The 15392-nt window shown below is 69.3% G+C and carries 14 protein-coding genes and 1 pseudogene; 11 read left to right on the plus strand and 4 right to left on the minus strand.

Annotation, left to right across the window (positions count from 1 at the left end):
- Nucleotides 1–401: 401 nt before the first annotated feature.
- Both ACH4PU_RS12340 and ACH4PU_RS12345 read left to right on the plus strand, forming a co-directional pair.
- Nucleotides 402–569 (plus strand): annotated as a pseudogene (locus ACH4PU_RS12340) (IS5/IS1182 family transposase); the annotation flags it as partial.
- 133 nt (nt 570–702) lie between these two features.
- Nucleotides 703–993 carry a hypothetical protein gene (locus ACH4PU_RS12345; protein ID WP_398270917.1) on the plus strand — a complete coding sequence of 97 codons (291 nt, stop codon included), beginning with the start codon at nt 703–705 and terminating at the stop codon, nt 991–993.
- A 108-nt stretch (nt 994–1101) separates the two neighbouring features.
- Here the strand turns inward: ACH4PU_RS12345 and ACH4PU_RS12350 are convergent, their stop codons facing one another.
- Together ACH4PU_RS12350 and ACH4PU_RS12355 are read right to left on the minus strand one after the other, a co-directional pair.
- Complete coding sequence (locus ACH4PU_RS12350) at nt 1102–1884, minus strand: transposase (RefSeq protein WP_398270059.1); 783 nt, start codon at nt 1882–1884, stop codon at nt 1102–1104.
- Between the two features lie 113 nt (nt 1885–1997).
- A complete protein-coding gene (locus ACH4PU_RS12355; protein ID WP_398270062.1) occupies nt 1998–2525 on the minus strand; it encodes a CAP domain-containing protein in 528 nt (175 codons plus the stop codon).
- A gap of 490 nt (nt 2526–3015) precedes the next feature.
- Here ACH4PU_RS12355 and ACH4PU_RS12360 point away from each other — a divergent pair, with 490 nt between their 5' ends.
- Both ACH4PU_RS12360 and ACH4PU_RS12365 read left to right on the plus strand, forming a co-directional pair.
- Nucleotides 3016–3162, plus strand: a complete 147-nt coding sequence (locus ACH4PU_RS12360) for a hypothetical protein (protein WP_398270065.1) — start codon at nt 3016–3018, stop codon at nt 3160–3162.
- A 393-nt stretch (nt 3163–3555) separates the two neighbouring features.
- A complete protein-coding gene (locus tag ACH4PU_RS12365; protein WP_398270068.1) occupies nt 3556–4611 on the plus strand; it encodes a biotin/lipoate A/B protein ligase family protein in 1056 nt (351 codons plus the stop codon).
- Nucleotides 4612–4641: 30 nt separating this feature from the next.
- Here ACH4PU_RS12365 and ACH4PU_RS12370 read toward each other — a convergent pair whose 3' ends face one another.
- A complete protein-coding gene (locus tag ACH4PU_RS12370) occupies nt 4642–8034 on the minus strand; it encodes a hypothetical protein (protein WP_398270071.1) in 3393 nt (1130 codons plus the stop codon).
- A gap of 209 nt (nt 8035–8243) precedes the next feature.
- Between ACH4PU_RS12370 and ACH4PU_RS12375 the strand changes: the two genes are divergently transcribed.
- From ACH4PU_RS12375 to ACH4PU_RS12400, 6 genes are all read left to right on the plus strand, one after another.
- Entirely contained in the window at nt 8244–8423 is a 180-nt protein-coding gene (locus ACH4PU_RS12375; protein WP_398270074.1) for a hypothetical protein, read from the plus strand.
- A 657-nt stretch (nt 8424–9080) separates the two neighbouring features.
- On the plus strand, nt 9081–10682 hold the full coding sequence (locus ACH4PU_RS12380; protein WP_398270077.1) for a type I-E CRISPR-associated protein Cse1/CasA: 1602 nt from the start codon (nt 9081–9083) through the stop codon (nt 10680–10682).
- Nucleotides 10679–11254: a type I-E CRISPR-associated protein Cse2/CasB gene (gene casB, locus ACH4PU_RS12385; protein WP_398270080.1), complete on the plus strand. Its 576-nt coding sequence runs from the start codon at nt 10679–10681 to the stop codon at nt 11252–11254. Before ACH4PU_RS12380 ends, casB begins: the two co-directional genes overlap by 4 nt.
- Nucleotides 11251–12606: a type I-E CRISPR-associated protein Cas7/Cse4/CasC gene (locus ACH4PU_RS12390; RefSeq protein WP_398270083.1), complete on the plus strand. Its 1356-nt coding sequence runs from the start codon at nt 11251–11253 to the stop codon at nt 12604–12606. Before casB ends, ACH4PU_RS12390 begins: the two co-directional genes overlap by 4 nt.
- Nucleotides 12603–13517, plus strand: a complete 915-nt coding sequence (gene cas5 / locus ACH4PU_RS12395) for a CRISPR-associated protein Cas5 (RefSeq protein WP_398270086.1) — start codon at nt 12603–12605, stop codon at nt 13515–13517. Before ACH4PU_RS12390 ends, cas5 begins: the two co-directional genes overlap by 4 nt.
- Complete coding sequence (locus ACH4PU_RS12400; RefSeq protein WP_398270089.1) at nt 13514–14224, plus strand: type I-E CRISPR-associated protein Cas6/Cse3/CasE; 711 nt, start codon at nt 13514–13516, stop codon at nt 14222–14224. The genes cas5 and ACH4PU_RS12400 overlap by 4 nt, the downstream gene beginning before the upstream one ends.
- A gap of 22 nt (nt 14225–14246) precedes the next feature.
- Here ACH4PU_RS12400 and ACH4PU_RS12405 read toward each other — a convergent pair whose 3' ends face one another.
- A complete protein-coding gene (locus ACH4PU_RS12405) occupies nt 14247–14870 on the minus strand; it encodes an NAD(P)-dependent oxidoreductase (RefSeq protein ID WP_398270092.1) in 624 nt (207 codons plus the stop codon).
- Nucleotides 14871–14983: 113 nt separating this feature from the next.
- On the opposite strand from ACH4PU_RS12405, the gene ACH4PU_RS12410 reads away from it, so the two are divergent.
- Nucleotides 14984–15376 carry a winged helix-turn-helix transcriptional regulator gene (locus ACH4PU_RS12410; protein ID WP_398270095.1) on the plus strand — a complete coding sequence of 131 codons (393 nt, stop codon included), beginning with the start codon at nt 14984–14986 and terminating at the stop codon, nt 15374–15376.
- The last annotated feature ends 16 nt before the right edge of the window (nt 15377–15392 follow it).

Below are 15392 nucleotides of genomic sequence, written 5' to 3' on the forward strand. Positions count from 1 at the left end.
CGGATCACGCCGACGGCCCGGGCTACGAACTCCGCCCGGGCGACGGCGGCCCACGTCCCTCACCGTCAGCCCACTGTTCCGGCCGTACGGGTTCCCGCGCCCGGGCGACGAGGTGGCGACGCGGCGGAACGGACCTGGCGCTCCGACGGCCCGTGGACCTGGCACGCGTTCGACGGCGGGCGTCCAGCGCGGTCGCCCGGCGTCCCCGAGTGGCCGCCCACCCTCCTCACCCGCGCCCGGGACTCGGCGACCCGAACCGTCTTCCCCGGGGTGCACGAGGCCGGCCCGAAACCTCACGGCTGCGCATTACGTCGTAGGAAACGCGGTGCCCGTTCTTGTGGCGGAAACCCTTCCCCAAAGCTTGTCTCGTTACTCTGGTTCGGGAGCCCGGACGCCACCAGGTCCTCATCGTGGACGGCACGCTGGTACCCACCCGGGACTGGACGGTGTCCGCCTCGTCGAAGAACTACCGGTACTCCGCCAACCTCCAGGTCCTCATCAAGGCGGAGACCCGGGTCGTACTGGCCGTCGGCCGGCCGCTGCCGGGCAACCGCAACGACTGCACCGCCCTTAATTCTGGTGCGCCCCTAGAGGGCTCCTGTGCGCCCGCGCACTACCGGTGCACCGCGGACCATGGCCGGGAATGCTCCAGGTCGGTTCACCGTCTGGCGCGACAAGCGCACAATCTACAGGAGGCGTGTCATGGGCACTGTTCGCCAGTTCGTCGCCGCTGTTGCGGCAAGCGCCGCTCTTACGTTGGGAAGCATCGCGCTGGCCACGCCCGCTCAGGCGGACGACACCGTCTTGAGGCTCCCAGGACTTGCCCCCGGGACACCTCCCATCCTGGGCAGGGCCCTGAACCCCATCGACGCCATCGGCCCCGTCTTCGCCGTCCCCTCCGAGGGCGTCAGGATCGCCGGCGACGCCGTCAATTCCAGGGCCGGTTCGGGAGGGGGCGGGGGGAAGTTGTTGGGCCTTTTGCCGGGGCTGTGACCGTGAGGGCGTCAGGCGGATTGCGGGCGGAGCCAGAACCGGACGGCGGCGAGGGCGGCCGTGCCATGAAAGACGTAAGCGCGCCCTGAAGCTTGTCTCACGACGCGATCAGGCTCGGCTGAGGGCGAGGTTGTGCATGTGGGCGACGCTGCTGGTGGCCCAGTAGACGCCCTCGCCCTTCAGCCGGCAGTCCCGCAGGATCCTCCAGTTCTTCATGCGGACGAAAGCGTGTTCCGCTCGGGCCCGGACCCGTCGGTGCGAGGCGTTGTGCTGTTCCTTCCAGTCCGGGAGCTGGTCCTGTCCGGCCTGGCGCCGGTGGGGCATGAAGATTCCGGTGCCTTGGTAGCCGCCGTCGGCGATGACAGTCGCGTTGCCGCAGGCGTCCTCGCTGCCAGACTCGGCGAAGGCGGTGCAGTCGTTGCGGTTGCCCGGCAGCGGCCGGCCGACGGCCAGTACGACCCGGGTCTCCGCCTTGATGAGGACCTGGAGGTTGGCGGAGTACCGGTAGTTCTTCGACGAGGTGAACACCGTCCAGTCCCGGGTGGGTACCAGCGTGCCGTCCACGATGAGGACCTGGTGGCGTCCGGGCTTGCGCTTGCCCGGCGCCAGGACCAGCAGCGGGCCGTGCCGGCTGATGATCCGGCCGACGGCCGCCGGGGAGATCCCGAACAACGGGGCGAGCTGCCTCATCGTGAGGTTGGTGCGGCAGTACATCGCGACCAGAAGGACCCTTTCCTCCAGCGTCAGTGCCCACGGACGACCCGGCCGGTCGGGGCCCAGAGCCCGGCCGCCCTCCCGGTGGACAGCCCGCACCAGACGCTGGAACTGACGCGGGCGAAGCCCGGTGAACACTTCGACAAGCTCACGACACTGAGCGGTGACAACCTGCACGACCAGCCCAACACAGCACCCGAACCAGAGTTACGAGACAAGCTTTTAGTCTCGGATCTCCGTCGGGATATATTCGACGTTCCAAAACTCTGACCACACTGGCCATTTCGAGGCTATTTTGTGCCCATGTCTAGCGTCCAGTAGTGGCCCCATGGGCCGCCTTGACAGTGACCCACACCGGCTTCCAGTTTTTCACACGCGAGGATGTTGTTGCGATGCCCCCATTGTCTGGCCTCGTCATCCTGCATCCAGGACTGCACCACCTCTTCCGCCATAGCAAAGCCGAAGGCTACATTCTCCGCCCGCGCTACAAAGCCGTCTTGAGCCATAAGGCCTGAATCGCCAGTGGTCGGCAGTCCGTTACGACCTTGATGCGCATTGCCGTCCGTCTTGATCCAATCGACATCCGCGGGGTCTCTCAGATAGTCACTGTGGTCCCGCGCGTCCAGCGTCAATGCCCTCGAAGTCCTGAAAGGACTTGTACATCCAGCCATAGAAGCGCCTGCGGAGTTTCCGTGCGGTGGGTACTTTTCCGGATGCACGCGTGCGTCGTTGATCAAGGCAAGAAGTCGCTTCTCCTCGGCTGGCGCCGACATGGAAAACCAAAATTGGTCAATAAGACTGAGTGGAAAAATAGGCATCAGACTCTCTCTCCTCCCTGGTGCACCGGACGGGCGAACCGAGGATGAGCCACCCTCCGGCGAGAGGCAGCGGTGCGTAACGCTGCGCTTCTGCGCGGCGCGGTGCCTTTCTTTCACTATCGGTGAAGCCATGGCTTCACGCACGCTGGCAGTGGCAGCGGCAGTTACAGTACGAGCAGGGCCCAAGATCCACCGGAGAAACAAGCCATTGATCACACCACCTACGCCACAAGAACGCGCACCCGTCACCAGCCGCTAAGAGACGGGGGGAAGAGGAGGGCTGGATTGTGCGAAGCCCTTGGGGAGCTGAAACCCCCGTCAGTCTTGGTCACCTTCTCGGGAGAGGAGGACAGCGGGGCGGCTGACGACCCGGCGAAGGACGTACCACCCCCGGGTCACCCTGACCACAGTCGGCGGGACCGAATTCCTGCTGACAGCGGACCTGTCGCGACCGGGTGGACGCATCGCCATCCTGCCTGGGCCCACGGGCATGGATGCCCCGCCCTGGCGGGCCACCGTCTCGGAGTACGCCGGCCTCAACGGTGGCCGGTTCGGCAAGACCCGCGCCGGCACCCGCCGGATCCAACTGCCGCTGCTGCTGTGGGCGCCCTTACGCCAGGAGCTGCTGACGCTCTGACGACGGCTGATCACCGCCGTCATAGCGGGGCCCGCGACGCTGCGCGGCGCCGAAGCCGACGGCTCGGCCAGAACCATCGTCGTGTCCTACCCCGGCGGCTTGGAGGGCGATGAAGGCGGTCCCGGCACTCCGCTGAGTACCTGGACCACTTCCTGCCTGGCCTGCGAGGCTTTGACCAGGGCAGTTGCTGTAGTACCCCTTCAGGCGCACTGACATGGGACACCGGTTCCAAAGGGGCACACTGCTCGGCGAGGCGGAACTGCCCCACGACATGCAAGACGTCGTAGTTCTGTCCGGCGGTTCGCCGCGCGATCGGGGGAGCATCCCCACCACGTACCGTGACTGTATCCGCCACTGGGATCAGCCCAGAGGCACGTTTCCGGAGGACGCACAGTGCACGGGGAGTACAAGGTGCCGGGCGGCAAGCTGGTCGTCGTGGACCTGGACGTCGTGGAGGGGGCCCTCCGCGACGTCCAGGTGGCGGGCGACTTCTTCCTGGAGCCCGACGAGGCGTTGTTCGACATCAACCGGGCGCTCGAAGGGGCCGACGCCGACCTGCCGGCTCAAGATCTCGCCGCCCGCATCGACGCGGCGCTGCCCGAAGGCACGGTCATGTTCGGCCTCACCGCCGAGGCCGTGGGCGTCGCCGTGCGCCGAGCGCTGGCCAACGCCACCGACTGGCACGACTACGACTGGCAGCTCATCCACGACGCCCCCCAGTCCCCCGCCCTCCACATGGCCCTGGACGAGGTCCTGACGGCGGAGGTCGCCGCGGGCCGCAGGCCGCCGACGCTGCGGGTCTGGGAATGGGAATCCCCGGCCGTGATCATCGGCAGCTTCCAGTCACTGCGCAACGAGGTGGACGTGGAGGCCGCCGAGCGTCACGGCATGACGGTCGTCCGGCGCATCAGCGGTGGCGGGGCCATGTTCGTAGAACCTCAAAGTACGATCACTTACTCTCTCTACGTCCCGGACTCCCTCGTCCAAGGACTCTCCTTCGCCGACAGCTACGCCTACCTCGACGACTGGGTACTGGCCGCCCTCGGCGACATGGGCATCAAAGCCTGGTACCAGCCGCTCAACGACATCGCCACCGAATCCGGCAAGATCGCCGGCGCCGCCCAGAAGCGCATGGTCGGCGGCAACGGCGCCGTGCTGCACCACGTGACGATGGCCTACGACATCGATGCCGACAAGATGCTCGAGGTCCTCCGCATCGGCCGCGAAAAACTCTCCGACAAGGGCACCAAGAGCGCCAAAAAGCGCGTCGACCCCCTCCGCCGCCAAACCGGCCTCCCCCGCGCCGACGTCATCAACCGCATGATCGCCTCCTTCCACGGCCGCTACGGCCTGACGACGGGCTCGGTGACGGAGGAGGAGATGGCCCGCGCGGTCGACCTCGCGGAGACGAAGTTCTCATCGAAGGAGTGGACGACGCGGGTGCCGTAGGGGCAGTTCCGCGCCGCGGTCAGCTGTTCGTCACCCTGCTGCCCCGTTGATCTCCCGATGGTGGTCGAGGACGTCGACGACCGCCTGCAGGGCGTCGGGCACCCTGCCGGCCAGCACCGGCAGGGCCCGGTACCAGCCGGCCGTTCCGAGGACGGAGCGGATGAGGTCCTTGGCGGCGGTGTGGTCGGTCGTGGTGACCGACAGGGCGTGCCCGGCGAGCACGCGGAGCACGGAGATCGCCCACTCGTCGTCCGTGACAGTGGCCAGGTCCAGATGGGCCGGGGCGCCCAGCACCTGGGCGGCCACCGCGGTCATGGCGGTGGCTCGCTGTACCGGGTCCGTCAGGTAGTCGACCACCCGTCGGGCGTTTTTGACGTCACCCCGCGCGGCATGCAGCAGGCCGAGTCCGGTGACGAGGACGGGTTCCATGGCGCCGCGCGTTCGCGCCTCGTCCTCGGCGGTGAGCAAGGCGCCGTCGACGGGCGTACCGGCCGCGAGGCGGAGCAGGGCGCCGGCGATGTCGGCGCCGTAACCACTCAGCAGGCCGGGCCGCTCGACGCCGGGGATGATGGCCCCTTGGGCGAGCCCCACTTCAACGGCCAAGCCGACTCGCCGTCGGTAGTGGCGTTCCCATCCACTCGACTTCCTGTCCGCGTCAGGCTGGGCCCAACCCGCCGCTCGTTCGGTCAAACCCGCGTGGGCGAAGGCTTGTGCCACGAGGCCCCGCACGCGCACGGTCTCCTCGTTCCCGACTGCGATCCCCCGTGCTACGGACTCCGCCTCCTCCGCACACCGCGACGCCTCGTCGAGCCGCCCCACATCGGCGTGCGCGATGGCGGCGCTGGTGAGGATCCGAATCCGCACGACCGCGTCCGGTTCTCCGGCCGCCAGGGCGCGGGCCTCCGCCGCACCCTGATCACCGTCGCGCACGAGCGCCTCGGTGAGGAACGGCAGCCAGGTAATGGCCTGTTCACCGCTCTGATTCCGAGACGACTCGACAAGCCGGGCCAAGCAGTCCCGCGCTTCGGGGCCGGCGCCACGATCGGCATGACGTTTCATCTCCGCCAGCAACCGGTCGACCAGGGTCGCTTCGTCAGGCTGACCGTCGAGCACGGTCCGAGCCCGTGTGGTGATTTCCGCAGGCGCCTCGTCGAGCAGCCGACGCGCTCGGCGCGGCGAACTGTCGGCCTCGAGCAGGCTCCGTACCACTCTGGACAGCGTCTCACCGAGACGGTCGTCCGCCGGGCCTGTCAGAAGCACGCGCATCCTGTCGTGTGCCGCATCGGCCAAGTTCCGCGCATCATCCGGCAGTGCCTCCGCGAGCGCGGACGCGGCCAGCGCGGCACAGTCGACGGCCGCCGGGCCGTCGGTCTCCACGTCGAGCGTGAGGGCGAACTCCTTCATCCGGCGGTGCAGCGCCTCGGTCCTTGCCGGGTCGGCCAGGGCCACGGCGGTCCACATCTCTACGGCGATGGCGTGCTGTTCCTCCGCCATGAAGGCCAGATAGTCGGCTTGACCGGTCACGTCGTCGAGGATCTCGGCGGCATGGTCGGGGTGGGAGCCGCGCAGTCGCGACGCGGCTTCGGCCGCTGCGGAGAAGTGACTGGGATGACAGACATTGATCATGTTCAGCAGACGGACGGCATCGTCAGGCTTGCCTGCGGCGGCAAGCAGGGCGGCGGCTTCCGGGACGACCTTGTCGGCGTCAAGCTCTTCGGCCGGGGCCGTCAAGGCGTTCTGGTATCGCGCCCGTTCGGCCCATCCGGCAGCCTCGCACGCGAATTCCCGCGCCTTCTTCTCGTCCCGGTCCAGCAGTACCCGTGATACCGCCATCAGCCGCTTGGCCTTCGAGGCGGGGTCAGCGGAGGTGAGAGCGAGCGCCCTCGCCCGCGCCGTGTCCCCTACCAGTGCCAGGGCTTCCAAGACGGCGCGCGGGGCCGTCCGGTCCTCACACTCCAGGAAATACCGCGAGGCGGCGACCTGAGCCAGCACTTCAGGCGTCGGCTTCAGACGCGCCACTTCGTCGAGCGAGGCCAAGGCGAGGTCGGCTCGGTAGAGGTTGGCCAGGCGCAGATGGCGGCGGTGGTCCAGGGCGAAGGTGAGGAAGCGGGGGGTGTCGCCGGAGTCGCGGAGGAGTTCCTGGTAGCCGTTGAGCAGGTACAGAGGGGTGTTCGGAGGCCACTCGTCCGCGCGGTAGTGGTCGGCCCAGTCGTGCAATCGTCGCGTCAGAGAAGCGAGTCTGTGCTCTCCCAGCTCCTCCACAGCCGTGCGGTACAGCTCTTCATGAGCAAGGACGAGGCTGTTCGGTTTCAGGTCCTCGCTCGTCAGTGTCCGCCCCGCGACGTTCCGCAGCATGCACTTCAGGTCGAAGGGTTCCGTCGCCGGCGCATGCCCGCCGTGCTTGAGCAGTTCGACCAAGTCTCCGTACCCGAGGCCGCCGCGGGCCAGAGCAAGGAACCCGACAACCTCCCGACCCACAGGTTGGGTGAGCAACTTGGTCAAGTCCTCAAGCGCGACCTCCTGCAAACGCCGAGCGATGGGTGAAGGGCGGAACCCCGGAATGACGTCGGCTTCACGGAGCGGGTGATCGTCACCCGCGTCGGCCGGTACGGGCGGGTGCCACCTTCTGCTGACCAACACCCGCATATTCGATGGCAGCACCTTCGGCAGGAGGGAGGCGATGCTCTGGCGACCGAGCCCGGCGCCAGCGTCCTCGTCGAGGCCGTCCACGACCAAGAGGAGACTCCGGCCGTTGGAGAGGCTCTTCCGCGCGGCCTTGCCATACAACGCGAACAGAGCCGCTTCGTCGTTGACTCGCGGTCGCTTGCCGCCGACCACCTCGCAGAGTTGCGCGACCATCGTGTCGAGGAACTTCTGCGCGGTGTCCGCTCCGGATGGGTGGCGAACGAAGTAGCTCACCACATCCACGTCATGAGGCACGTGAGCAGTGACGAAGGCTGCGAGCAGGGCGGTCTTACCTGCCCAAGGGGGCGCGATCAGCGCCGAGTAGCCCGGCCCGGTCCGGGCCCGCTCGGCCAGTTCGCCCAGTTCCTTCTGCCGACCGACAAGTTCTTGGGCGCGGTACGCCGGAGCATTGTGCGCACACCGGAAGGGTGCCGGCCGGGTGGACCGGCGTTCCTTCGACGGTCGCCCACCCGGGTTGCTGCGGCTCTCCGCCACTGCATCCGCGATGGCGCGCTCCCACTGCTCCGGACGGAAACACGGCCGGCCCAGTCTCTCTTCCAAGTGTGAGATCAAGGCCCGGTACTTCGCCTGACTCGCCGGGGTCGTCGGAGCCACTTCCCTGGCTTCATCCAGCCAGTTGCTGACTGTGGAAGTGGCTATGCCCGTGTCCATCTTGATGCGATTGAGCGAGATCGGTCCTCGCTCCTCCCGCACCTCGTGGTGCAGCTTCCGCAGCATGTCCCTGAGTCGCGCCCGGGCGCTTCCGGAGCTCAAGCCGCCTCCTCGGAGCCAACGTCCCGGACACTTCTTCCCGGGCCCGTGAGCAGGCTATAGGCCGCCCCATCGCTCGCGCTGAAGTAGCCGGAAACTCATCGGACGGGAGACAACCATCCCACCCGCCGCCCGGCATAAGTCCCACCAGGCGGCCCGTTCGGGAGGGAACCACCATGTACGCACTGCCCACTCTGCTGACCGGCGCCACCGCACTGGCCGCCGCCACGGGTCTCACCTACACCACGACCTTGCTGACCGTCGCCCTCGTCTCGGTCGTCTCCCGCAACCCCGACCGCCGACGGGACGCCCGGGCCACACTCACGATCCTGGTGCGACGCCGACCGTCCCGCTAAGCCAACGACGGGCGGGGGCCCGCGTCGGAAACCTCTCGGAAGGCAACTCGGACGCTGCCACTGTGGCAAGTGTCCGGAAAGCACACGGCACCGATCGGCGCCGTGAGACAGTGCTCGTCACGGCCGACCACGCTCCTCCCGCAGCCGGGTGTCTTGGGATCGACACCGCAGGACGCGCGGCGCAGGAGGAGCACCGGCATGGCTCAAGGCCCGTGGAACCGGCTGAAGCAGCGCGGCACCGACGCAGGGAGGTGGCTATGGCAACACAGGGGTGACGCAGCACGGCTGCTGCTCGAATCCATCGTTTCCGCAGCGGCATCACACGTCGTAACCCTCTTGTAGGGAGGTCGCTCCCGACACCGCAATTGTCGGGAGCGACCACCGGGTGCCACGCCCCGAGTCTGTCCTCCGGTTCGGAGGTCGACCCGCGGGGCATGGCAGTCTGTGGGCCGGTCCTTGGACGATACCTGACAGCAGGAACCGAGGACCGGCACTCCCTGCCAGCCAGGGGTGCACCGTCGGACGCATCTACTGCGCCACTCCCCGCGCTGCCGGGGACGAAGAGGGCCACGGGCTGCTTCTTGCCACTCAACTGATCCAGTGATTAAAGGCTTTCACCGACTGAGCGAACGCCCCACTTCCACCGAGGCCACCCCCATGCCACTGCGCGACCTACCCGCGAGACCCACCGGCACCGACACCACCCCCCGCCCCCACTGGGACCCCCGCAAACACCCCTGCGCCCGCGCCCTCACCCTGGACGGCCGCATAGCCGGGCAGACCCTCGTGGAGCTGCTCACGAACGCCGAGGACCTCAAGGACGTCGGCGGCCTCACGCCCGGCGAGAAGGTGGCCCTCGTCGAGTACCTGCTCGCCATCTGCTACGCCTCGCGCACATACCCGTCCTCGGACGACGAGTGGACGCGGTGGGTCCTCGGGCAGCACCCCCTCGACAGGGCCGCGTCGTGGCTCGCACGGCAACCGGACGACGACTGGAACCTCTTCAGCCCCACCCGCCCCCTCGGGCAGAACATCCTCCTGGCCGAGTTCCTGGAGGAACACGGCACCGGGCCCGCCCAGCTCGTCATCGAACGCGTCGGGGACTACAACCAGTTCGCCGATCACCATCACCTCGACCACCCGGACCCGCTCCCCGCGGCCGATGCCTTCCGGGCCATGCTGACCCAGCACACGTTCGGTCTCTCCGGCCGCGCCCGGATCTCGGGCAAGGCGACGCTGGGTCCCGCCATCACCAACCTGGCAACCGGGCGTCTCGCCGGCCGGATCCGGGTTCTGGCGCTGGGGCCGACGCTCGGTGACACCCTGCGGCTGAATCTCATCCCGACCACCGACGAACCCGGTGTCCTCAACCTCTCCTGGACCGAAGGGCCCATCGAGCGGCGGGGGTTCGCGGCCAAGCCGGACGGACGGGCAGTCACGGGGTTCGCGGATCTGCACAGCTACCTCGGGCGATCCGTCCTCCTCAGGCCGAAGTCCGGTACCGACGGCGACACCGCGGTCGTCGACCGCGTGCTGATCGGCGCCGGCGAACTCCTGGCACTCGACCCGGAGCTGCACCTCCAAGACGCCGTCATGTCCGTCACCCGCACCGGCGAGAAGAAGCCCCTCTGGCCGTCCGCCACCCGTGATCTGTGGCGTGAGGCCCACGCTCTCTACGCTGCGGTGGAGGAGGAGGCCGGCGGGCTGTACTCCCGGCTGGCACGGCTACCGAAGGCCAAGGAGCCCGGGCGTCACCCCATCGACCTGTTCGCCGTCGGGCTCGTCTCCAACAAGACGACGCCCATCAGCTGGGTCAGCAGCGTCTTCCCCTTCGCTCCCGGAATGGCACCCACGCTCTACCAGGCGGCGTCGCGCGGCTCGGAGGTGGCGGAGCACATCGCCCGCACCCTCGATCGAGCGGCGTACGCGGCGTGGGAGATCGCCTATCCGAACCCCAAACCGGCCGACAAGAAGGCCCAGCTGGCCCGCTTCGACGCGCGCGGCGAGCAGTGGAAGGCGACGGAGGAGCCCTTCCACACCATGCTCTCGGACGTCGCCGACGGGTACCTGGTGACCGAATGCATGGAGGAGTACGTGGAACGGCTCGTCCCGATGGCTCGTGACGCTCTGGAAAAGCGCCTCGACTCGCTGTCCCGGAACGCCCAGGGGCTGCGCGCCCGTGCCGCGGCCCTGCGGCGCTTCGACGACGACATCAGTGGCTCCCGCGCACCGGATGACCTCAAGGGATGGAACGCATGAGCAGTGCGACCGAGGTGGGAGTCTCCGAGGCGGACGCCTACGAGTCGGGCAGCGCCTCTCTTGTCGTCTGGCTGACCTCCCTCGTACGCAACCGGGACTACGGTCAGCTCGCCCAGCTCCGGCGCACCAGCATGCGGACCAACGCGCACATCCGGGCGAGCTGGTACGTGCTGGACCCCGACGACGCCGGTGAGAGGGAGATCTACGAACAGGTGGCCTTCCTGTTCGCGGTCTACCACCGAGGCGTGAGCAGACCCGCCTACGGCCACGGCAGTCTTGGCGAGGCCATGCGCCGCATCGGCAGCCCCGGGAGCCGGGGCCCCAACGACCCCGGCGCCACCCGGCTGGTCGACCGCATCGTGACCAGCCGCCGCGTCCCCTGGCGGCACCTCCAGCACGCGATCGCCCGGCTGCGGGCCTGTGAACAGACGCCGCCCCACTGGGAACGGCTCGTCGACGACCTCATGCTCTGGCACGACCGGAAGGCCCGCATCGCCTATCACTGGGCGGTCGACTTCCACGCGCCGTACGACTCCGGCAGGAAATCCACTCAGAAGGGCAGCAGTTCGTGACCGATGTCCCCGCGTCGCGCGGTCAGTTCCTCTCGCTCCATTTGTTGGAGACCCTCGTTGCCGTATTGCCGGTACGCGACGAGAACAATTCGCCCAAGAGCATCGTTTACGGTGGCGTCGAGCGCCACATGATCACCAGCCAGGCCCGCCGCCGCGCCGAGCGTGTCCATGCCCGCAACCGGGCCAACGCGGGTGTCGGGCCGCTCGCCGGGCGGACCACCGGGCTGCGGACACGGGAGTGGGCCCTGCTCACCGCGCGGGCGCTGGAGACGGCCCACAGCTGGGAGCGGGATGAGGCGATCCTGACGGCCCGGGCCGTGTTGGAGGCCACGGGGCTGAAGTTCGGCGACCCGTCGAAGAAGACCGTCGCCAACCTCACGAAGGTGCTGCTGTTCGCGCCGGCCGACACCGGTGAGCGGATCGCCGCCCACATCGCCGCCGAGGCCGACGGGTTGCTCCGGTGGCGGGACGAGTACCTCACCGCCCAGGCGGCCACGGCGAAGCCGAAGCGCGGTGCCCGCGGCAAGGCGGCCGTCGACGAGCCCGCGGACGGGGAGAGCGAGGCGGCCGCGGCCAAGAACCTGCCTCCGCTCCCCCGGGCGACGCGCGCCGCCGTCCTCACGGCGCTGGCTCCCCGTGATGCCATCGACATCGCCCTGTACGGCCGGTTCCTGGCCGAGATCGCCGACTCGCCCAACGTGGACGGCGCCGTGCAGAGCGCCCACGCGTTCACCATCCACGAGGCCGAGCAGGTGGACGACTTCTACGCCGCCGCGGACGACGCCAAGCTGGAGCGGAAGAAGAACGCGCTCGACTTCCTGGACGCGGCGGACGACGCCGGCGCGGGCATGACCGGCTACCAGTCTCTCATCTCGGGCACGTTCTACCGGCACGCCGTGCTCGACCGCCGCCAACTGGAGGTCAACCTCCGCGCGGCGGGCATGTCCGAGGCGGAAGCGGCGGAGGCCGTCGCCGCCGCCGAGGAGGAGTTCGTGACCGCCTTCGTGGAGGCGTTCCCCGAGGCGAAGAAGAACTCCACGGCCTCCACCGGCTCGTTGCCCGCCCTGGTGCTCGCCTTCGAAGGCGACCGCCCGTACAACTACGCCGCCGCGTTCCAGAAGCCCGTCGACGAGAACCCGGAGGACAAGGGGGGCGAGGGGCCGGCCGGGCTCGCCGGAGCGCGGCGGCTGCTCCGCCACCACGCGTACGTGGACAGGTGCCGTCCCGACCTCCGCACGTCCCGTCTGCTCACCTACGACCCGCAGGTCGACGCGCTCCTTGACGACCTCCTCCCCCAGCTCGGCACGCTGGACGCCGGCCGGGTGCACACCATCCAAGGGCTGGTCTCGTGACGCACGTCCTGCTCATCCGGTTGGCCGGGCCCTTGCAGTCGTGGGGTACGGCCTCCCGTTTCGCCGCCCGCCGCGACTCGCACAGCCGCCCGTCCAAGTCGGCCGTGATCGGGATGTGTGCCGCGGCCCTGGGGCTCCCGAGGTCCATGGGGCTGGAGTCGGCGGAACTCGAACAGCCCACGGGAGCGGACGCTCCCGACAGGAAACTCACCGCCTTCGGCGAACTGGCCCGCACCGTCTTCGCCGTGCGCGCCGACCACCCCGGCGTCCCCGTCCGGGATTACCACACCGTCGGCGCGGGGTCCTATCCGCTGCGCCCACGCGACCTCATCACCGACCACCGGCGCGCCGCCGCCGTCTCGGCGAGCCTCGACGCGGCCACCGGGGACCACTTCGGTCACCACGCGCTCCCGGACTGGTACGGCGCGCCCAAGAAGATCGCCGCCGATCCGGCCTCCGGTGTGCTGGTCTCCGGCGAACTGACGCGCTCCGCCCTCATCACCGAGCGCTGGTACCTCGCGGACGCGGCCTTCCTGGTGGGGCTCCAGCATGAAAGCGCGGACTTTCTGGAGACCGTGCGGCAGGCGCTGGAGCGCCCGCGCCGCCTGCTGTGGCTGGGCCGCAAGTCCTGCCCGCCGTCCGGAACCCTTGGCCTTCGGGTCGTCCCTGGCGCCCTGGACACCGCGTTCCGCGCCCACCGGCTCCTGCCGGTCGCCCACGATGACACCGAACCAACGGGCAGGCCCTGGGCGTGGTTCCAGGTTCCGCCCTCCGAACGTGGCGCCACACCCGTCCAGGACCAGCCGGTGAGCTTCGACGCACTGCGGCCCGAGCACACCACTCGCTGGGAGACCCGCCGGCGAATCACGATCGACGCGGATGCCGCCCAGTGGAAAGACATCATCCTGTGACCGACTCCGCCCAGACCCGTACCGCGACCGCCCGGTTCGTCGCCACCCACTGCGTACTGACCCTGGATGCCCGGCACCCCTACGCCGCCAAGTCGCTCGTCGACGCCCAGGACATGCATCGCACGGTGATGAGCGGCTTCAAGGGCTGGGTCGACGACGGCAGCCGCGATCCCCGGGCCCAGATGGGCATCCTGTCCACCTGGGCCATCGACCTGAAGAACGCCGCCCTCGTGCTGGTCGTCCAGTCCAGGGTCCCCGGTGACTGGAGCCACGTCCCCAAGAAGGCACTACGGGACGAGCCGCACCTCATCACCGTCGACCGCACCTTCCGCGCCGGCGACAGCGTCGGTTTCCGGACGGTCGTCAATCCGACTTACGTGAAGCCGCAGTCGGGCCCGGACGGGCGGATGAGGCGCGGCAAGCGGGTGGCCCACACCACGCCCGCGGGCGTCCGGAAATGGGTCGTGCGCCACTTGGGCGGCGGTGCGGAGCCCAGCAGGTTCGGTGTAACGACGGACGCCGAGGCCGTCGGGGTGCGGTTGCTGCCGGCGGTCTCCAGCCCCGCACCGCACAAGGGGCTGAAGATCGCCCGCGCCGAGCTGCGCGGCGTCCTCACCGTGGTGGACCCCTCGGCGTTCGTCACCGCGCTGTCGGACGGTATCGGACACGCCCGGGCGTACAGTTGCGGGCTCGTGCTGACGCGATGAGGGGCGGGGTACGCGCCGCGCGTCACGCCCCGCCGAAACTCACCGTGCCCCCGTCCCGGCCGCTCTCCGCCTCGTCCAGCACCCCCACCGCGAAGTCCGCGTACGTGATGCGGTCGTCCGCGTCGCCGTGTTCGGTGCGGCGGTAGCGGCCCGTGGGTGTGCCCTCGTGGTCGAAGTCGCCGGCCGGGGCCGCGTAGGTCCAGGTCAGGGGGGAGGTGCGGAGGAGGTCGAGGCCGGCGGCGTGGGCCAGGTAGAAGGGGCGGTGTTCGTTGGGGTAGCCGGGTTCGTCCATCAGCGGGGTGCCGGAGGGGCCCGGGAGGACGGAGGCCAGGCCGACGACTATCAGGCGGGGGACGCCCGCCGTACGCAATCCGGCGGTGAGGGCCCGGGTCGACGTCGTGAAGAAGTCGTGCGCGGAGCCGGACAGGTCGACCGCCGCCGAGACCGCCACCTCGTGGCCCGCGGCCAGGCGTGCCACGGCCGCCTCGTCGGTGACGTCGCCCGTTTCCACCCGGGCCCCGGGCGGCAGGTCGCGGTGGCGGGACGGGTCGCGGACCACGGCCGTGACGGTGTGGCCCCGGCGGGTCGCCTCCGCCACCACCTGACGGCCTGCCCTGCCGCCCGCGCCGAAGATCACGATTTTCATGGGGACACACCTCTCAGCGGGGCCGGAGTCCTTCGCCCCGGCCTGTCCCGCGACCGTAGCCACCGCACCGGTTACCTCGCGGATACCGGTCGGCGTGCGGTTATCTTGTCGGCATGAGGGACATCACCAGGGAACCGCTGGCTGCCGATATGTTCGACGAGTTGTGCCCCTCCTTGCTCAATCCCATCCGGTTCGGGGACAAATGGGCGCCCCTGATCATTCGGTGTCTGGAGGGCGGGCCGCGCCGGTTCTCCGAGTTGCGGGTTCCGCTGCGGCGCGTCACGCCCAAGGTGCTCACCGCCTCGCTGCGCGCGCTGGAGCGGGACGGGTTCGTCGAGCGGACGGTGTATCCCGGCGCTCTCCCGCGGGTCGAGTACGCGTTGACGCCGCTCGGGCGCAGCCTGCTCGGCCCGTTGGAGGCCGCCTGCGCCTGGGCCGGTGAGCACTGGGAGGAGCTGCTCGACGCACGGGAGGCGTATGAGGAGGGGCGGCGGCAGGCCGGGTGACGAGGGGGCAGGGCAC

It is taken from the genome of Streptomyces sp. NPDC021100 (assembly GCF_044333095.1).
Lineage (GTDB): Bacteria > Actinomycetota > Actinomycetes > Streptomycetales > Streptomycetaceae > Streptomyces.